Below are 19,381 nucleotides of genomic sequence, written 5' to 3' on the forward strand. Positions count from 1 at the left end.
GCTCTTTCAAGATCGGGGATGCAATTGCGCGTCGGCTGTTTTAAAGGTGAGTGGTGCAGAGAATGATTGCATTTTTCTAATGAATGCATAAAGACAATCATGCTGTGTCGTGTAATACGTAGTGGGACAATTTATGCGAGAGAAGGGGTATGCTGTTCCGTTGACTGGCGCCAGGGGAAATTGACCCATGGTACCGGCGGATAAGCTCGTGCTGCCATTCCTGGCGTTGCCGCGTTCGACCAAACGCGCGTTGGCGCTGATCGTCGATTCCAGCCTGTGCGTGCTGACCGTCTGGTTCGCCTATTGTCTCCGCCTGGACGATTGGGTGATTCTGGAGGGTGTCGAGTGGCTCCCGGCGATCGTTTCGCTCCTCGTCGCCATCCCGATCTTCATCGTCCTTGGTCTTTACCGCGCGATTTTCCGCTACGCCGGCATGTCGGCCTTCATGACCGTCGTCAAGGCGGTCGCGATCTATGCGCTTGCCTTCATGACCATTTTTACCGCGATCAGCGTACCCGGCGTCCCGCGTACGGTCGGTATCCTGCAGCCGCTGCTGCTGCTGATCGCCATCGGCCTGTCGCGCATGTGGACGCGCTACTGGCTAGGTAATGCCTATCAGCGCCTGTTGAACCGCAACAAGCTCGCCAAGGTGCTCATCTATGGTGCCGGCGCCTCCGGTCGGCAGCTCGCCGGCGCGCTTGCCAACAGTGCCGAACTCAACGTTGTCGGTTACCTCGACGACGACAATCATCTGCATGGCGCCATCATGGGCGGCCTGCCGATCTACGATCCCACCGATCTGGCGGCGCTCGCGGTTTCGGGCGATATCAAGGGCGTCCTGCTTGCCTTGCCGAATGCGACGCGACAGCGCCGCAACGAGATCTTGGAAAACATGCGCAAGGCCCGCGTCACCGTGCGCACCATGCCGGACCTGACGGCGCTCGCTCAGGGACGCGTCGCTGTTTCCGATCTCCGCGAACTCGATATCGAAGACCTGCTCGGTCGCAATGTGATTGCGCCGGATCGCGGGCTCATCGACAAGAACATCCGCGGCAAGGTCGTGATGGTGACGGGTGCCGGCGGTTCGATCGGCAGCGAACTCTGCCGCCAGATCCTGAAGAACGGCCCGTCCTGCCTGCTGCTGGTGGAGCAGAATGAATTCGGCCTGTATGCCATTCACGGCGAGCTGGAAAAATCGGCGGTGACGGCCGGAGAGGGTGATGTCCGCATCATTCCATTCCTGGCGTCTATCCGCGACGGCCGGCGGCTCAGGCAGATCATGGAGGCATGGCGGCCGAAGACCGTCTACCATGCGGCCGCTTACAAGCATGTGCCGCTCGTCGAATACAATCCCGTCGAAGGTATTCGCAACAATGTGCTGGGAACGCTGACCACCGCTGAGGTGGCGCGCGACTGCGGCGTCGAGGATTTCGTGCTGATCAGCACGGACAAGGCCGTGCGTCCCACCAATGTCATGGGTGCCAGCAAGCGGCTGGCGGAGATGGTGCTGCAGGCCATGGACGCAGACCGCAAGCCCGGTGCCGGCGGCACGAATTTCGCCATGGTGCGATTCGGTAACGTGCTGGGTTCATCGGGCTCGGTCGTGCCGCTCTTCCGCCAGCAAATCCGCGACGGTGGGCCGATCACGCTCACGCATCCGGACATCACCCGTTATTTTATGACGATCCCCGAGGCGTCGCAGCTCGTCATCCAGGCCGGCGCCATGTCAGGCGGCGGCGATGTCTTCCTGCTTGACATGGGTGAACCGGTGCGGATTGCCGATCTCGCCCGTCGCATGGTGGAATTGTCCGGCCTGACCGTGAAGGACGAGGACGAGCCGGAGGGAGACATTGAGCTAGAGATCACCGGCCTGAGGCCGGGCGAAAAACTCTATGAAGAGTTGCTGATCGGCGACAATCCGCAGGCAACAAGCCATCCGCGCATCATGCGGGCCAAGGAGGATTTCCTGCCCTGGGTGGAACTCTCAAAAGGCTCGCAGCCCTCGAAGCGGCGCTCGATGAAAATGACATACCGCTGGCAAGAACCCTCTTGCAGAAGCTTGTGTCCGGCTACGCGCCCAGTGGCGAGGTGGTGGACCTCGTTTTCCGTGAGCGCGAGGTAGATCTGACCGTCGGTCAGCCGGACTTCGGCAGCGTCGCAGGGCTTTAGCTCCGGGAAAAGTGCGAACCGTTTTCCGTCGGAATTGCGAAAAAACAAAGAGACAGGGCGATTAGGCGACTGCGTGAAAAGCTGAGTCGCTCGGGCCCTAGCGTTCGGCGCTCACGACCAATTGGGGCTTCGCCTTCACGGTATAGGCCCAGCGACGGAGCTGATCGCAGGTGCGGAACCAGTGTGCGGTGAGCCGCAGCAGAAAATGGCGCTTCGCGGCGCGGTAATGTACACGCTTGCCGATCGTCGTATCGGCACGGAATGGACTGAAATCCGCCAGGTTTTCGAGCGTGGAGAAGGTTTCGACCCCTGTCGACCAGCCACGCTCGAGCGCGACATCGTAAGGAAGAAGCATCGGTTTCAGTGAGACCAGCAGCCTCTTCGCAGCCTTCCGGTTGACGATGTAGCACGCCGCCGACCCCTGCGGCCCATGCATGCAGCGGCCGACGACGTCGCTTTCAGCGGTTTCGGATATCGGTTTGAAACCGACCAGACGATGATTGACCAGCTTCACCAGACGTGCGCCGCAGACGCTATCCATGGCGGCGAGCGCGCGCGGAATCAGCCGATGGTTAAGCTCGACATCATCCTCCATGATGATCGCCATCTTGTCGCCGCTTGCGACGAATTGCTGCAGGGCAAGCAGATGGCTGCGATAGCAGCCATATTCGCCGGCCAGCAATTTGCGCCCATTATGATAGACGAATTGCCGCTGCTGGAAATCGACACGGTCGCATTCCAGAATCGTGCTGCCGTCGATGGCGGGAATTCGGGTGATGCTCATCCCATATTGGGCAGCCTGCCCGCACAATCTTTCCCAGCGTTCGGGCGAGCGGTCGAGATTGATGACGTAAATGCGGACATGCTGTGCCAGAATGTCGGCGCTAGGTATCTCCGCGCATTGGACGATCCGATTAGCCCGCTCGAGAATCACCTTTACTCCCAAAAATAGAAAACCCGACAATGATAAACTAGAGCGATAGTTAGTCTACTATATAACAAGCTTCTTACTTTTCGCAAACTCAGATTGCACGCTTGTAATGTAGGCTCAAGTAAAAGCCTTTTCGCGAGCGTAATTTGCTGTGAACGGATGCGCGTTTACGGACCCGCCCGTTTCCGAGCTTTTCCGGCGCCCGCCGTTGGCGCTCCGCACGAGCGTCACTATATCTGGGATATGCGACGCATCATTGCTGCGCCCGCATGCCGGAAGGATCCTAGGAATCCATGTGGACCAGACCGAAAATCGTCATTGCTGCTTTGCTTCTCGCAAGCGTCTTGCCTGCACAGAGTTTCGCAGGCAATCCGCTGCTCCCCAAGCCCTATGTGCGCCCGGTCTATCCTTATAAGGACCTTCCGGGGGTGTTCGAACCGAAGATGGCTGCCGACGAAAAATTTGAATGCCGCACGACCACGGTGCGGATACGCGGCTTCCACGAGGGCATCTTCTTCCGCAATTTGCCGCGCCTCGGCTATATCTGCGAAGAGAATGGCGTCATCTCCGAAGGCACCAGCAAGCCGAACTATCAGTATTGGCAATATAACGGCCCGAACAGATAAGCTCGGCGATCCCTGCGAAAATCGGACGGCAAGAGTGCGGGCCTGGTACGGTCTACCCGGGAGTGATTGCTTATTCTCATAGGTCGATCTGAAAATAATTTCATACTTTCGAGTATTTTCCCGAATCTCGTTGACGAATGCGAAAATTTGCCTCAAGCTGACGAAAATAAATTACGTAGTGGGAACGATACGGGTATGCGAGTGGGGATCATTGGCCTCGGATTCCGTCTGGGGTACCTGGGTTATGTTTTCAAAGCGATCGATGACAGCTTCGAGATTGCGGGCTATGTCGATCCGGAACCGGCGGGCCTGCCCGGCTTGATCGAACAGGGCATTTCGGCCGGTAAAGCCTATGCTTCCCCACAGGAGCTGATCGCCAGCGAAAAGCTCGATCTGCTGATGATCGGCTCGCCCAACCACATGCATCTCGATCATATTCGTCTCGGGCTTGAGGCCGGCCTCAAGATCTTCTGCGAGAAACCGATCGTCTCCACCATCGAGCAAAGCATCGAGCTTGCGCATCTGATGGCGAAATTCGGTCAGGAGCGGCTGATGGTCGGCCTCGTGCTGCGCTATTCGCCGATGTACCGCGACCTCCTGGCCGCGCAGGCTGCGGGAAAGCTGGGGCACATCGTTTCGATTGAAGCCGCCGAGCACATCGAGCCTTACCACGGTGCCTTCTTCATGCGTGATTGGCGCCGTTACGAGCATTATTCCGGCAGTTTTATGCTGGAGAAATGTTGCCATGACCTCGATCTCTACAATGGCGTGGTCGGAGCGCGTCCTGAGCGGGTCGCTAGCTTCGGCGGGCGAAAGAGCTTCATTCCGGCAAACGATCCCGCAAGGGAAGGGATCAACGACCTTGAACTGTTCCATCGCAAGCCCAGCGGTTGGATGGGCTCGGATAAGGTCTTCGACAGTGATGGCGACATCATCGATTATCAGGTCGCAATCATCGAATACGCCAATGGCGTCGGTATGAATTTTCACACCAATCTGAACGTTCCGGACCAGTTCCGTCGTTTCGCCATCATGGGTTCGCGGGGCATGGCTGAGGGCGATTTTATTCGCGGCTACCTCAATATCCATGAAATGCTGACGGGCAATAAGGTAATCGAGAAGAAATACGCGACGCGAACTGCGCTTTCCCAACATTACGGCGCCGACGAACAAATGGCCGCCGATGTCATAGCGCATGTCAAATCAGGTCAGGAATTGCCAGTCTCGACCTTGAACGCGCTGGAAGCCGGCATTTTGGCGCTTTCGATGGACGAGGCGCGAATGAAGAGGGCGGTCGTGGACCTGCGTCCGATCTGGGACAGGTTCGACGAAGCGCTGCAATCGCGAGCCGCATAGAGGGAGGCGCAAGATGGGTGTTCACCGCAGCACAGTCATCTTCGCCTGGATCCTGCTCCTTCCGGCCCTTCTCTACGTCCTCGTCATCGTCGCCTATCCGCTGGTCGACACGGTCATCCTGTCCTTCACCGACGCCTCGCTGAAGAAACTGACGAACTGGGTCGGCTTCGACAACTATCGGAAGATATTTAACGCCACTTTCGCGTCGGTGATCGTCCGGACCTTTATCTGGACGTTCTTTTCGGTGTCGATCAAGATGATCATCGGCACTTTCGGTGCGACGATGCTGAATTCGGCAGTTCCCGGCCGCTCGCTTTTTCGCGTCCTGACCATGCCGCCCTGGATCGTGCCCATGGCGATCGGCATCTTCATGTGGGGCTGGATGTATAACGGCCAGTTCGGCATGATTTCCGGCGTCCTGCAGAATCTCGGTCTCGTCAGCGGCCCGGTTGCTTTTTTAGCCTATGGCAGCACGGCCTTCTGGGCGACGATTATCACCGACGTCTGGATCGGCGTGCCGCTGGTGACGCTCTACATGCTGGCCGCCATGCAGGCGATCCCGCAGGACCTGTATGAGGCCGCCTGGACAGATGGTGCCGGACGGGCCTACCGCTTTCGCCGCATCACGCTGCCGCTCCTGGTGCCGTCGCTGATCACCATGTCGATGCTGTCGCTGATCGCCACCTTTAATTCCTTCGACATCATATGGATCCTAACGCGCGGCGGCCCGGACGGCGAGACGACGACAATGATCATCGATACCTATCGCACGGCGATCGGGTCGTACAAGTATGGCGAGGGCGCAGCTCGCGCGGTGCTGATCTGCATTTTCCTGTCGCTGTTCTGCCTTGCCTACTTCCGCACCACCAGTCGTTTCGCCACGGGGGATAACCGATGAGCCATCCGGCGATGATCAACCGCTATAAATGGTATGAGCTGATCGGCATCTATGCCGGCATCCTGCTGTTCCTGACCTTCGTATTGGCACCCTTCGTCGAGGGCTTCCTTGTGTCGCTGAAGCCGCTCTCACTGCTTTTCTCGTCGCCTTATCGTTTCTGGCCGGAAAACGGCTCCTTCGAAGCCTACCGCACCATGTGGATCAGCGTGCCGGGCTTCGGGCGCTATATCTTCAATTCCTTCTTCATTTCCACCATCGTGACGGCCGTTGTGCTGGTGCTCGTCGTGCCGGCGGCCTATGCCTTCGCCCGCTTCGATTTCAGGGGCAGCGGCGTGCTGCTCGGCGCCTTCCTGGCGGTCAACATGTTTTCCGGTGCCGTGCTGCTGATTCCGCTTTTCCGGCTGATGCGCACGATGGGCGTGCTCAACACTTATTTTGCGATGATCGTACCGGGTGTTGCCTTCCTCATTCCCTCCGCCATCTGGTTGCTGCGCACCTATATGATGCGCATTCCGAAGGAGCTCGACGAGGCGGCCTTTGTCGATGGCGCCAGCCATTTCTATACGTTGCGTCGCGTCATCCTGCCCATCGCCATGCCAGGCATCACCGTCGTCGCCATCACCACTTTCATCGGCGCCTACGCGCAGCAATTCATCTATGCGCTCACCTTCAATTCCAAGTCCGAATACATGCCGCTGCCGGTTGGGCTATTCGCTTATTTCGGACGGCAAGAGGTAGTCTGGAACGAACTCATGGCGGCAAGCTTCGTCGGCATCGCGCCGGCTCTGGTCGTGATCTTCTTCCTGCAACGGTATCTCGTCAGCGGTCTGACCGCTGGCGCGGTGAAGCAATAAAATCAATCAACCACCAGAGAACGGGAGCTTAAACGTGACATTTCATTTCAAAACGGGGCTGCTTGCCCTTGCTTTGCTCGGCTCCACCGCGCTTGGCGCCGTGAGTGCCCAAGCTGCCGACAAGGAAATCAACTGGATCTATTGCGGCGACAGTATCGATCCGATCCATGTGAAATATATCAAGCAATGGGAAGACAAGAATCCGGGCTGGGCAGTGAAGCCGGAAGTCGTCGGCTGGGAGCAGTGCCAGGACAAGGCGACGACATTGGCTGCAGCCGGTACCCCGGTCGCAATGGCCTATGTCGGCTCGCGTACGCTGAAGCAGTTCGCGGAAAACGATCTCATCGTTCCGATCCCGATGACGGATGAGGAAAAGAAGACCTACTATCCGGGCATCGTTAGTACCGTAACCTCCGATGGACAGCAGTGGGGTGTGCCGATCGCCTTCTCGACCAAGGCACTCTATTGGAACAAGGACCTCTTCAAGCAGGCGGGTCTCGATCCGGAAAAGCCGCCGACCACCTGGGCCGAGGAAATCGCCGACGCCAAGACGATCAAGGAAAAGACTGGTATCGCCGGCTATGGCTTGTCGGCCAAGACGTTCGACAACACAATGCACCAGTTCCTGCACTGGGTTTACACGAACAACGGCAAGGTGATCGACGGTGACAAGATCGTGCTCGATAGCCCGGAAGTGCTGGCTGCCCTTCAGGCCTATAAGGATATCACACCTTACTCCGTCGAAGGGCCTACGGCTTACGAGCAGAATGAAATGCGCGCCATCTTCCTCGATGGCAAGATTGGCATGCTCCAAGCTGGTTCGGGTGCTGCTTATCGCCTGAAGAATACGAAGATCAACTGGGGCGTCGCACCGCTCCCGCTCGGTCCTTCGGCCAAGGGCCAGGGCACGCTGCTCATCACCGATAGTCTTGCTGTTTTCAAAGGCACTGGCGTTGAGGACAAGGCGATCGAATTCGCGAAGTTCATCACCTCTCCCGGTCCGCAGGCCGAATACGAACTTCAGGGCGGCGCCGGCCTGACGCCTCTGCGTCCGTCTCCGTTGGTCGATGAGTTCGAGAAGAAGGATCCCTTCTGGAAGCCGTTCATCGACGGCATCAGCTACGGTGGCCCCGAGCCGCTGTTCAAGGATTATAAGGGCTTTCAGAATGTCATGATCGAGATGGTCCAGTCCGTTGTGACCGGCAAGGCCCAGCCCGCGGATGCCTTGAAGAAGGCAGCCGCAGATCTCGAGCAATATAAATAGGCCTGCAAATCACCGGGCCGCGCGCAACGCGCGCGGCCTTTTGAGCCCCGCCCGCCTTATGGCGGCGCCGCGCGGAGACAGACTTTTGGGACAGCTTCACCTTAAGCAGGTCAAGAAATTTTACGGCCACTTCGAGGTCATCAAAGGCGTCGAGCTTGACGTGACGGACGGCGAGTTCGTCGTTTTCGTCGGTCCCTCCGGTTGCGGCAAGTCGACCTTGCTGCGGATGATCGCCGGCCTCGACGACGTCACCAGCGGCGACATCATTATCGATGGCGCGCGCGTCAACGACCTGCCGCCGGTCAAGCGCGGCATCGCCATGGTGTTCCAGTCATACGCCCTTTATCCGCACATGACGGTGTTCGAGAATATCGCCTTTCCCTTGCGGGTCGAGAGGATGGCGGAAGACAAGCTCAAGGCCAGGGTGGAGCGTGCGGCCAGCATCCTGCATCTTGACCAACGCCTACAGCAAAAGCCCGGCATGCTGTCGGGCGGCCAGCGCCAGCGCGTCGCCATTGGCCGGGCGATCGTCCGCGAGCCGAAGATCTTCCTGTTCGACGAGCCGCTGTCGAACCTCGACGCGGCCCTGCGCGCCGATATGCGCATCGAGCTTGCCAAGCTGCACCAACAATTGCAGGCGACGATGATTTATGTGACCCACGATCAGGTGGAAGCCATGACCATGGCCGACCGCATCGTCGTCCTCAACGCCGGCGAGATCGCCCAGACCGGCGAGCCGCTGGATCTTTATCATAAGCCGGCAAATAAATTCGTCGCCAGCTTTATCGGCAATCCCAAGATGAATTTCCTGCCCGTGACTTGCAAGGGCGTCACCGAAGCGGGCGTCGAGGTGGATTACAAGGGCCAGACCGTGCTGCTACCGGTGAGGCCGCGAGAGGGTGTCGTCGGCAAGCCGTTGACGCTCGGCATACGGCCGGAACATGTACAGCTCGGTGGCGGCGATATATCCCTGACAGTCTTGCCGACCGTAATCGAGCGGCTGGGCGCGCAGACGGTCGCTTATGCGGCGCAGGAGCGTTATAGCGGCGAGAATTTTTGCGCCACGCTGCCGGGAAGTATCGCCATCCGCACCGACAGGCCTCTGCTCACGGGCATTCGCATCGCCGACTGCCATCTTTTCGATGAGAACGGCATAGCTTTCGAGCGCAGGGTGGAATTGACGGATATCGATATGGAGTGGTTGAGCTCGCCTTCATCCAAGTGGGAGGAAGACCACGCGTAGCCTGGGTCGAGGGGGGGTATGCCGCGGGGATGCGGTTCCACGAACCGCTCTAAGATCACGTCGCTAAAGCGTCGCCCGCTCATCCGCCCTTGGGGCACCTCCTCCCCGAGGGGAGAAGGGGTATCATCACCTACCAGACCAGCCCGCGTGCCGCGACATCCTCGACGCGGGTCACGATGCCGTCGCGGTGAAAGACCATGCGATCGAAAGATTCGAAACCACGCAGGTGTGATTGGGGATGATGCGGATCTTGTCGCCGATCGCCGGGCGAGGCCCGCTGCATTTCGAAAGATCGATTACCCCATGCTCTTCCGAGAGATTTGTGATGACCGCTTCTGGATAGCCGACCACCGCGCCGTAGTCCGAAAAGCCGAGGAGATCGGAGGTCAGCGCCTTCGAACCGGCGTCGATGACGGCGCGGTCGGGCGTCGGGCGCGAAACGACGGTGGCGAGAATATGCATGGCGCAATCGCCTTCGCCGCAATGGCCGGCGCGCATCATGGAGCGATCGTTGTAGATGTAGGTGCCGGCACGGTGTTCCGTGGCCGCAGTCACCAGATGCGCGTCATAAAGGCTTGGCGTACCGCCGCTGCTGACGATGGGGCATTCGATGCCGTCGCGCTGCAAAAGCGAGATGGTCTCGGCCAGAAAGGCCTGTATGGCCGCAGCGCTGTTCGGCTTCGGATAGGTCATCAGGCCACCGAAAGTCAGGCCCGGCTTGTGGGCAATATGTCTGGCCAGCGCCGCGGCTTCTTCCGGGGACTGCACGCCGCAGCGTCCGCCGCCGGTATCACATTCGACCAGCACGGTGAGCGGCTTCCGGTTCGCGAAATGGGCTGACAAGCCGTCGGCTGTAGCCATGCTGTCGGCGACCACTTTCAGCCCGGCGATACGATCGTTCAGGGCAGCGAGGCGGACGAGCTTCTCGGGGCCGATGATGTTGAAGGTGATGAGGATATCTTCGAAGCCGGCATCGGCAAATACTTCGGCTTCGGTGATCTTCTGGCAATTGATCCCCTTGGCGCCTGCCGCCACCTGGGCGCTCGCGAGTGCGGGAATCTTGTGGGTCTTGATATGCGGCCGAAAGTTCAGCCCATGCGCGTCCATATAGGATTGCACGCGGGCGATATTCGCCGCCATGCGGTCTTCGTCGATGATCGGGCGCGGCGTCGAGAGATCGTCGATGCGGTCGCCCGCGCTGGGGCTGATGTCCGAGACGATATCATGTGCCATATCAGGCAACTCCCTATTTTGCCGCGTGCGGGTCGGCAATCATCGGCCAGATGTCCTTCGGCGCACGGCGATAGGGCGTGCGCGCCGGATTGTTCGGATAGGGCGTTCCAGCCGAACAGTAAAGGATTTCCGAGGCGATCTTGGAGAAGGAGGCGTAGAAGTGATTGGTCGACTTGATCACCAGGATTTTCTTGCGCGTGGGGTCGATACCCATCACTGAGAAAAGACTCGGATCGAAGCTTTGGGCGCGCGTCGAATTGAGGATGATGTCGATACCGTTGAGTTCGATATGAGCTGCATCGCCGAAGGGAGCGAAACTTTCGCCAAAGCGCATTTCGGCATTGGCCACGAGGCGCACGACCTTGACGATCCCATCGACGGGATTGCCGGTACCCGGCGCCGACTTCGCCCCGAACCGCAACGGAATTTCCGCGCCTTCGCCGGCCGCCATGCAGATCTGCACCGCCATCGGGTCCCAGATCGTGCCGATCGCGGTGTCGCGCGCGCCTTGGGCCAACAGCTCTTCGAGAATAACGGTCGCATCGCCCGCCGTGCCGCCGCCTGGATTGTCCCAGACATCGGCGATGACGACCGGAGCCGAGCGTGCTGCCCCCGACCAGGCGGCTAGGGCCTCGGCCACCGCCTGCTTTTCGTCGATCTGTGGCATGATAAAGGTGCCACGTTTGGAAAACAGCTCCAAACCGAGGTCGCGGGCGAGGGCAGAACCCTTATCCGGCTTATTATCTGTGACGACCAGCAGCTTCGTTCCCATTTCGGGCACGTCGCCCGCCATGAAACCATGGATGACGGAGATGGATAGGATATCCGCGTCGTTTCTCTCGATCTCGATGATCTTGTCGACAAACGAACGCATCGGCTCGCGCGAGGTCGGGAAGACATCGATCATCCGGCAATCGAAGACCGACATGATGGGTTTGGCGCGGCCCTCCAGCGTATCGACCGCGATGCGCCAGAGGTCTTCGGCGCGGTCGACGAAGTCCGTATGCGGGAACTCTTTGAAATAGACGAAGAAATTCGCCGCCGAGAGGCGCTTTTTCGTCAAATGGCTGTGCGGATCGAGCTCGGCACAAACAAGGATATCCGGTCCGACGATCTGGCGGACCTGGGTGAGAAAATCGCCCTCGGTATCCTCGTAACCGTCAGCAACCATCGCGCCATGCAAGCCGAGCACGACGGCGTCGACCGGCAAGGTGGCGCGAAGCTGGCCGAGGATTTCGTCACGCAGATCTTCATAGGTCCTGCGGTTCACCAGGCCGGCCGGGTCGGCCCAGGCAGCAGTGCCCTCGATCAGTTCCCAACCCTTTTCCGCGGCCACCTGCCGGCCGACCGTGATCGGCGCCGAACAGAGCGTCGGCGTCTCCGGGTGCGTACCGGGCGGCGCATAGAGCGAAGCCTCGAAGGCGCGTCGGTCAACGCAGATCGGAGAAAATGTGTTCGTCTCGGTCGCGAGCACCGCGGTGAAAATGCGCAACGCCGTCGCCTCTATTCCATTGGGTTCGGCAGATAACCGGTAAAGCCGGAAATCTTCCAGCGGCCGTCATGCAGGCGGCAATAATAAAGCGTCTGCCATTTCAGCACATCGACGCTGCCGTCCGTCTTCTTCAAGCTGCCGTCGAATTTCTTGCGCACCAGCGCCATCTCACCTTCGATCTCGATGTCTTCCAGCGTCGTCGTGGTGAAGATTGCGGTGCGCGGGTCTTCTGCAAAGGATTGGCCGGAGAAGTCGCGCGCTTGCCGCAACCATTCATCGCGATAGGCGCTGAGGGTGGGGAAGGCGAGGCGCCATTTGTCGGGGCTGACCTCGCGGCGGCCATCGATGCCGATGAAGCCGTCTTCGACGAAATCGTCCGATACCAGCGACCAGTCGGCGGCGAGAAAGGCGTCGATGTCGCGCGGCACGAGCATCTCCCAGATCGCGCGCCGGGCAGCATCGTCGGCAGGGAAGGGATTTTTAAAGGGATTGCGCATCGTGCCAGCCATTATTGAAATTCTTTTCATAAACTGCGATTTTCACTGGCCAAATTCTGCTTTCTATGGTCATTTGTCAACGCATCAAGAAAATAATTTGCAGGATTCGAAAATGTCCATCAAGCGTTATGGCACTAGCCAGACGGGTGCGGGTGGCAAGACGCTGCCCTTTGCGCGCGCTGTAGAAGCCAATGGCTGGCTCCATGTTTCCGGTCAAGTCGCCATGGAAGACGGCGAGATCATCGATGGCGGCATCGTTGCCCAGACCCATAAGGCAATCGGTAATCTCATCGCCATTCTCCACGAGGCCGGCTACGACGTCGAGCATGTCGTTCGCGTCGGCGTCTGGCTCGACGATCCCCGCGATTTCTGGAGCTTCAACAAGATCTACCAGGATTATTTCGGCGCGCATCCGCCGGCGCGCGCCTGCGTGCAGTCGTCGATGATGGTGGATTGCAAGGTGGAGATCGATTGCATCGCGTATAAGACGCCGGAAGCGTAGGGGCAGTAAGACCTACGGGGCAAGAGGAAAAGTCCGTGGATATTTTCACGACCATGCAGGAGGAGAGGGGGCGGTTGTCGCAGTCGGAAAACCGTATCGCCGACATCGTCCTCAACGACTTCGAATTCGCGGTCAACGCCTCCATTGTCGAGCTCGCCGGCAAAGCGGATGTTTCACCGCCGACAGTGACCCGCTTCTGCCGCCGCCTTGGCTGCGAGAGCTTTTCCGATTTCAAGGTGCAGCTCGCCCGCACCGCCTATGTCGGCATGCGCTACTTCAAGCCCGAGCCAAAGAGCATCGCGCCGGCTGACGTCGCGCAGGACATCATCACCAAGGCGCAGAATGCCCTGTTCCTGTTGCATCGCGGGCTGGACATCCCGGCGATCGAGCAGGCGTCGAACAGGCTTGCCGACGCCGAGATGATCTACGCCTTCGGCTCTGGCGGCAATTCCTCCATGATCGCCAGTGAGCTGCAGAACCGTCTTTTCCGCCTCGGCCTGCGCGTCACCGCCAGTTCCGATCATAGCATGCAGTTGATGATGGCCGCCGCCGCCAAGCCGGCTGATGTGCTGATCGGCTCGTCGTTGTCGGGCCGCAATACCGAGCTGGTGCGGGCCTTCACGCTTGCCCGCGAGGCCAAGGTGCCGACCATCGCGCTGACACAGAGCCACAGTCCTGTGGCGCTTGCTGCCGACATCGCCGTGCCGATCGATTTGCCGGAGGGCAACAATATCTATCGCCCGACATCGACGCGCATCGCCTATCTCGCAGTCGTGGACATTCTCGCGAGCCTCGTTGCCTACCGCATCCAGCCGCAAGCAACGGTGACGCTGCGCCGCATCAAGCAGCAGCTCGTGACCCATCGCGACGGCGACGACCGCCAGCTTCTCGGAGACTAAAGCAATTCCAGGAAAAGTGCGTGAGCCGCTTTCCGTCCGGAATTGCGAAAGACCAGAAACACATCAGGGGGCAGTAGCATGACTCGATCCGTCGCCATCGTCACCGGAGCTGCCGGCGATATCGGCCGTGCCATTGCCCGGCGTCTCGCGGATGATCACGATGTCATCCTGCTGATCGATATCGATGCGTCAGCCGTTCAAAAGGCTACGGAAGAGCTGGGGCCGGCGGAACGCTTCGTTCCCCTGAAAACCGATGTAACCAGCGAGATCGACACCGCGCAGATGGCAAAGGCTGCTGCGGGGCTGGGTGTAGTCAAGACCCTGGTCAACAACGCGGGCGCTGCCCGTGCCGTCAGCCTGCACGACACCACGCCGGATATCTGGCGCGCCGACAATGCCCTCAATCTCGAAGCCGCCTTCCTCTGTTTCCGCGCTGTCGAGGACATGCTGAAGGCATCGAAAGGGTCGCTGATCAACATCGCCTCGGTCAACGGCATGGCCGTCTTCGGCCATCCCGCCTACAGCGCCGCCAAGGCCGGGCTTTTGCATTTTACCCGGTTGGTCGCGGTCGAATACGGCAAGTTCGGCATCCGCGCCAATGCGGTCGCGCCGGGCACAGTGCGCACGCAGGCCTGGGAGGCGCGTGCTAACGCCAATCCCAATGTTTTTGAAGAGGCCCGCCGCTGGTATCCGCTGCAGCGTGTCGTCGATCCCGCCGATGTCGCCAATGCCGTCGCCTTCCTCGCTGGCCCGTTGGCCGCTGCCATCACCGGCATCTGCCTGCCGGTCGATTGCGGCTTGACGGCGGGGCAGGCCGAGCTCGCCCATACATTTTCACAGTCCGATCATTATTGAACGCGTGTCGTTAAGGAGAGAATAGATATGCAGCCGGCTTCCTATCATCTCGAAAACACATGGTCTCCCGATGGCGGACCGAACGGCCGCCTGACGTTTACGCTGGTCAATCTGTCGGATGCGCCGCTCACCGATTTCCGCCTCGTCTATACCTCTTTGACACGCGTCATCGATCCCAAGGCTTGCGATAATGCCGTCTTCCTTCGCCGCAACGCCAATTTCCATGAATTCACCCCGCCCGCTGGCTTGTCGCTTGTATCGGGCGAAAGCTGGACTTTCAGCGTCAGCGGCCTGAACCGCACGGCAAAACATTGCACTGATGGCGCCAAGTCCGCCTATTTGACGCTGTCGGACGGCAGCCATGTGTCCGTCTCGGTCTCGGATCTCCTGCTCGAAGGCCGCGTCAGCGCGCCGCCGCCGGTGCTGCTGCCGGAAGGCAAGCTCGATCTTCCCTTCGCCATTCAGCCCTGGCCGGCGACGATCGATGCCTGGCCTGGCGAAGGCTTTCCGGTCGTACTCTATCCCGTCAAGGGAACCGATGGTTCCAGCCTGAAGGCCGTCGCGACGGCGCAGGCCCTCTTCCATCGCCTGTTCCCGGCCAACCACGCACCGTTCAGCCTCATCGCCGCGCCGCAGGGTAGGCGCCTGCGCTTCGTCGAGCGTCCGGCTCTCGCAAGGGAAGCCTACGAGCTCACTTTCTCGGCCGACGAGATCGCGCTCGCCTATTCCGCCGACGCCGGCCGCCTCTATGGCTTGACGACGTTGGCCCAGCTTCTGGATGGCACACGGCGCGAACCCGGCAAATTCCGGTTTCCGGTCGCCGGCACGATCTCCGATCAGCCGCGCTACGGCTGGCGCGGCTGCCATCTCGACGTCTCCCGGCAATTCCATCCCAAGGAGAATGTGAAGCGGCTGATCGATATTCTCGCCTGGCTGAAGCTCAACATCTTCCATTGGCATTTGACCGATGACGAGGCTTGGCGGCTGGAGATCAAGGCCTATCCGCAGCTCACCTCGACCGGCGTGCTGCGCGGCCCGGACGAGCCGCTGCTGCCACAACTCGGAAACGGCGCCGAGCCAGTGGACGGCTTCTATTCGCACGCAGATGTCAGGGAGATTGTCGCCCATGCCTTGGCGCTCGGCGTCGAGGTCGTGCCGGAGATCGATATTCCCGGCCACAGCACTGCCGCGTTGGTCGCCCTGCCGGATCTGGCCGACGGGCAGGAGGCGCCGGAGAGCTATCATTCCGTCCAGGGCTATCCCAACAATGCCCTCAACCCGGCCGTGGAGCCGACCTATGAATTCCTCGGGAAAGTATTCGACGAAATGGTCGAGCTGTTCCCCTCCGATTATATCCATATCGGCGGCGACGAGGTCGCAAACGGTTCCTGGCTCGCCTCGCCGCAGGCCCGCAAGCTGATGGAGCGAGAGGGCATATCCGGCACCTTCGCGCTGCAATCCTATTTCCTGAAGCGGGTGAAGACGATGCTGACGGCCCGCGGCCGCAAGCTCGCCGGCTGGAACGAGGTAGCCCACGGCGGCGGCGTCTCCACGGAAGGCACGCTGCTGATGGCCTGGGAGAAGCCGGAAGTCGGCATCGAGCTGGCGCGCGAGGGCTATGATGTCGTGATGACCCCGGGACAGGCCTACTATCTCGACATGGTGCAGGCCGAAGCCTGGCAGGAACCGGGCGCAAGCTGGGCCGGCACCGTGCCGCCGGCGCATACCTATGCCTATGAGGCGGAAGGTGAGTTTCCCGAGGAACTGAAGGATCGGATGAAGGGCGTCCAAGCCTGCATCTGGCAGGAAAATTTCCTCTCCCGCGACTATTTCAATCGCCTGGTCTTCCCCAGACTGCCGGCCATCGCCGAAGCCGCCTGGACGCCGAAGGCAGGGAAGGATTGGGAGCGGTTCGCGGCGATTGTGCGATTGAGTCCGGCTCTATAGGACAGGAAGTCCAGAACCCTGATTGCCTGCGCTGAGAAGGACATCTCCGGAGTTCTTCTTACGCAGGAAGAGCCTATGTGTTCAAATCGAGCTGCATGGCTGCAGCAGCTTCTGGCTTGGCCTTTGGCTTCCTGGGCGAACGGGCCTTGGTGCTCTGATCGGAGCTGGTGGTCTTAGACCGAACGGGAACCTCTGGAAGCTCGGCAAGCAGCATTCCATTTGCAGTGAGCTCATTGCGTTCATCGGTCACCTTTGCGGGTTCGACCGCTGGACTTTCCTTGATGGCTTTCAACGGGGTGGCGATTTGGGCTGCCTGCGGTGCAAATCGAATCATTAGCTTGTTACTCCTTAGTGTTCCCTTTATGTTCTTGTTGCGGTGAGAGTCAATCAGCCACGGCACGACGCACGAAATGAGACACCGAAAAGGCATAACACTGCTGCCTATTGGGCATGATGACTACCAGCATACGCTTGGAGGTCTGCCGCAATGGTACGAGCTAAATGCCGTTTGCCCGATTTGCCACAGGACCGCACATGTGGACCGCTACGAGATGGCCAGGCGTTTTGGCGGTGGCAAGAAGGTAGGCTCATTGGCAAGCAAGTTGGTCTGCCAAGTGTGCGGCAATAGGCAGGGCAACATGCTGATGATTGGAATGATGCCGAGGGATTGAAAGGCCGGTTACGGCCACGCAAGTCGGCTGGCATATGCATCGCAAAATGGGAGGAGAGCGAACCCTTCGAAGCCATCAGCCATCGGGCGGACAAGCCTCATGAGCATTGCTGCCGTAAGCCTTTGCAACAAGGCACTAAACGCACAACTTGTCGGAATATTTAACTCTTTGATCTTGGCAGTGATCAAAAGGAAATGGTGCCCAGAAGAGGACTCGAACCTCCACGCCTCGCGGCACAGGTACCTGAAACCTGCGCGTCTACCAATTCCGCCATCTGGGCGACGGACACGCATGTAAGGGGGTGGCTCTTCGGTGTCAACAGGGTTTTTGAACTTTTCGGGGCAATCTGAAAAAAAGCGGTTGAAGCCCGGGTTAACCCCGGGCGGCCGCCCAGGCGCGGATGAGGCCAAGTCCCTGTTCCAGCAAGGCCTTTGCTTCGTTTTCATCGGCCGCTTCGACGTAACAGCGCATCTCCGGCGCATTGCCGGAGGGGCGGAAATGGATGATTCGGCCATCGCTCAGCGTCACCCGCAGCCCATCGATGTCGCTCTTTGATGCCACGCCGGCGACCGGCGCCAGGAAGTCGGCGAGGTTGGCTTCAGAGGCGCGCAGATAAGCCATCAGCGCCGCGCTGGTCTCGACCGGAAAATTCTCCAGCCGGTCGGCGGCGGCAAAGGGCAGGCGGTAGTTGGCGGCGACGGCGGACAGCGGCTGTTTTGCGCGCGCGGCGGCGTAAAGCGTCGCGAGGATCGGCAGGAAGCTATCGCGCGTCGGCAGGGGGCGTACCTGCTCGCCTTCGATGATGAAGCGGCTCGCCGTCAGCGTGCCGCCATTGGCTTCGAATCCCATGACATTGGCCTTGCCGGTCGCCAGCGCCTCATCCATGCCGGCGATGACATAGGGCGAGCCGACACGGGTGCGGGTGACGGAATAGGAGCCAGCGGCCTCTATGCCGGAATTGGAGGTGACCGGCGTCACCACGACCTCCGCGCCGAGGAAATTCGCGGCGATGAGGCCGAGCAGGTCGCCGCGCAACGGCTCGCCGGTTTCGTCGGAGACAAGCGGCCGGTCGCCGTCGCCGTCGGCGGAGACGATCGCATCCAGCCCGTGCTCTAGCGCCCAGCTTTTCAGCAGGCGGATGGTTTCGGCGGAGACCGCTTCGGTATCAACGGGAACGAAGCTTTCGGAGCGGCCGAGCGGCACGACGCGCGCGCCGTAATGCGCCAGCACCAGGCCGAGCAGATCACGCGCCACTGTGCTGTGCTGATAAACACCAATGGTGAGGCCCGCGAGGCTGTCGGCGGGCAGAAGCGCGGTATTGCGCTCGAAGAACAACGCCTCGGTCTCCGCCGTTCGATCCTCGCCAGCGCCAGGCGTCTCGTCCAGGCTGGCGTCGCCGATCGCGGAGGCTTCCGCGCTGATCGCCAATTCGTCCTGCTTGTCGATCTCGCCGTCCGGTCGGTAGAATTTGATGCCGTTGCGATCTGCCGGAATATGCGAGCCGGTGATCATCAGCGAGGCAGCCTTGAGCTCCAGCCCGTAAAGCGCCAGTGCCGGGGTCGGCAGCGCGCCGCAATCGACCGGCGAGAGGCCGGCACGCTTCAGCGCGCCGATGCAGGTGGCCGAGATCGACGGGCTGGACTCGCGAAAATCGCGGCCGACCAGGATGAGATCGCCGGGCTGTGCATGGCCGCTTTTTAACAGATGGCGCGCAAAGGCCGTGGCATAGAGGGCAGACGCCCGTCCCACGAGATCGACGGATAGGCCGCGGAGGCCGCTGGTTCCAAATTTCAAGCTGCTCACGTGCAATCTCCTCGGAAAGGCTGCGCCTCTTATGGAACAAGCGGGGAAAAGGATCAACCGACCGATGGCGGCCGATATCTGCCGTCGCAGATCTGGTTTTGTGTTCGGTGAAGGCCCAAATATAAAGCAAGCCGCGGGAAG

At 60.0% G+C, this 19,381-nt stretch carries 15 protein-coding genes, 1 tRNA gene and 2 pseudogenes; 11 read left to right on the forward strand and 7 right to left on the reverse strand.

Annotated elements, in window-relative coordinates:
* Positions 1-187: 187 nt before the first annotated feature.
* Positions 188-2,169, forward strand: a pseudogene (locus CCGE525_RS01730) (polysaccharide biosynthesis protein).
* A gap of 97 nt (positions 2,170-2,266) precedes the next feature.
* On the opposite strand, the gene CCGE525_RS01735 reads toward CCGE525_RS01730, so the two are convergent.
* Complete coding sequence (locus CCGE525_RS01735) at positions 2,267-3,103, reverse strand: glycosyltransferase family 25 protein (RefSeq protein WP_120702781.1); 837 nt, start codon at positions 3,101-3,103, stop codon at positions 2,267-2,269.
* Between the two features lie 290 nt (positions 3,104-3,393).
* On the opposite strand from CCGE525_RS01735, the gene CCGE525_RS01740 reads away from it, so the two are divergent.
* From CCGE525_RS01740 to CCGE525_RS01765, 6 genes are all read left to right on the forward strand, one after another.
* Positions 3,394-3,726: a hypothetical protein gene (locus CCGE525_RS01740; RefSeq protein ID WP_120702782.1), complete on the forward strand. Its 333-nt coding sequence runs from the start codon at positions 3,394-3,396 to the stop codon at positions 3,724-3,726.
* Between the two features lie 195 nt (positions 3,727-3,921).
* Positions 3,922-5,082: a Gfo/Idh/MocA family protein gene (locus tag CCGE525_RS01745; protein WP_120702783.1), complete on the forward strand. Its 1,161-nt coding sequence runs from the start codon at positions 3,922-3,924 to the stop codon at positions 5,080-5,082.
* Between the two features lie 13 nt (positions 5,083-5,095).
* Complete coding sequence (locus tag CCGE525_RS01750) at positions 5,096-5,980, forward strand: carbohydrate ABC transporter permease (RefSeq protein ID WP_120702784.1); 885 nt, start codon at positions 5,096-5,098, stop codon at positions 5,978-5,980.
* The gene (locus CCGE525_RS01755; RefSeq protein ID WP_120702785.1) at positions 5,977-6,834 is read left to right on the forward strand and encodes a carbohydrate ABC transporter permease; all 858 of its coding nucleotides are present in this window, start codon (positions 5,977-5,979) and stop codon (positions 6,832-6,834) included. Before CCGE525_RS01750 ends, CCGE525_RS01755 begins: the two co-directional genes overlap by 4 nt.
* A 34-nt stretch (positions 6,835-6,868) precedes the next feature.
* Positions 6,869-8,098 (forward strand): ABC transporter substrate-binding protein, encoded by a 1,230-nt coding sequence (locus tag CCGE525_RS01760; RefSeq protein WP_120702786.1) that lies wholly within the window; start codon positions 6,869-6,871, stop codon positions 8,096-8,098.
* A gap of 85 nt (positions 8,099-8,183) precedes the next feature.
* A complete protein-coding gene (locus tag CCGE525_RS01765) occupies positions 8,184-9,341 on the forward strand; it encodes an ABC transporter ATP-binding protein (protein ID WP_120702787.1) in 1,158 nt (385 codons plus the stop codon).
* Positions 9,342-9,471: 130 nt separating this feature from the next.
* On the opposite strand, the pseudogene CCGE525_RS01770 reads toward CCGE525_RS01765, so the two are convergent.
* From CCGE525_RS01770 to CCGE525_RS01780, 3 genes and pseudogenes are all read right to left on the reverse strand, one after another.
* Positions 9,472-10,574, reverse strand: a pseudogene (locus CCGE525_RS01770) (D-TA family PLP-dependent enzyme).
* 13 nt (positions 10,575-10,587) lie between these two features.
* Entirely contained in the window at positions 10,588-12,066 is a 1,479-nt protein-coding gene (locus tag CCGE525_RS01775; protein ID WP_120702788.1) for a M81 family metallopeptidase, read from the reverse strand.
* Positions 12,067-12,077: 11 nt separating this feature from the next.
* Positions 12,078-12,563 (reverse strand): hypothetical protein, encoded by a 486-nt coding sequence (locus CCGE525_RS01780; protein ID WP_120706196.1) that lies wholly within the window; start codon positions 12,561-12,563, stop codon positions 12,078-12,080.
* Between the two features lie 112 nt (positions 12,564-12,675).
* On the opposite strand from CCGE525_RS01780, the gene CCGE525_RS01785 reads away from it, so the two are divergent.
* The 4 genes from CCGE525_RS01785 (at position 12,676) to CCGE525_RS01800 (ending at position 16,766) form a co-directional block, all read left to right on the forward strand.
* Positions 12,676-13,065, forward strand: coding sequence for a RidA family protein (locus CCGE525_RS01785; RefSeq protein WP_120702789.1), 390 nt, complete (start codon positions 12,676-12,678; stop codon positions 13,063-13,065).
* Positions 13,066-13,100: 35 nt separating this feature from the next.
* A complete protein-coding gene (locus tag CCGE525_RS01790) occupies positions 13,101-13,964 on the forward strand; it encodes a MurR/RpiR family transcriptional regulator (protein WP_120702790.1) in 864 nt (287 codons plus the stop codon).
* A gap of 78 nt (positions 13,965-14,042) precedes the next feature.
* The gene (locus tag CCGE525_RS01795; protein WP_120702791.1) at positions 14,043-14,819 is read left to right on the forward strand and encodes an SDR family oxidoreductase; all 777 of its coding nucleotides are present in this window, start codon (positions 14,043-14,045) and stop codon (positions 14,817-14,819) included.
* 27 nt (positions 14,820-14,846) lie between these two features.
* Positions 14,847-16,766 (forward strand): beta-N-acetylhexosaminidase, encoded by a 1,920-nt coding sequence (locus tag CCGE525_RS01800; protein WP_120702792.1) that lies wholly within the window; start codon positions 14,847-14,849, stop codon positions 16,764-16,766.
* A gap of 73 nt (positions 16,767-16,839) precedes the next feature.
* On the opposite strand, the gene CCGE525_RS01805 is transcribed toward CCGE525_RS01800, so the two are convergent.
* The 3 genes from CCGE525_RS01805 to CCGE525_RS01820 form a co-directional block, all read right to left on the reverse strand.
* Entirely contained in the window at positions 16,840-17,100 is a 261-nt protein-coding gene (locus tag CCGE525_RS01805) for a hypothetical protein (RefSeq protein ID WP_120702793.1), read from the reverse strand.
* A gap of 532 nt (positions 17,101-17,632) precedes the next feature.
* Positions 17,633-17,717 (reverse strand) — tRNA-Leu (locus CCGE525_RS01815).
* A 92-nt stretch (positions 17,718-17,809) separates the two neighbouring features.
* Positions 17,810-19,231: a phosphomannomutase gene (locus tag CCGE525_RS01820; protein ID WP_205587455.1), complete on the reverse strand. Its 1,422-nt coding sequence runs from the start codon at positions 19,229-19,231 to the stop codon at positions 17,810-17,812.
* Positions 19,232-19,381: the final 150 nt, after the last annotated feature.

The organism is Rhizobium jaguaris, from assembly GCF_003627755.1.
GTDB lineage: Bacteria > Pseudomonadota > Alphaproteobacteria > Rhizobiales > Rhizobiaceae > Rhizobium > Rhizobium jaguaris.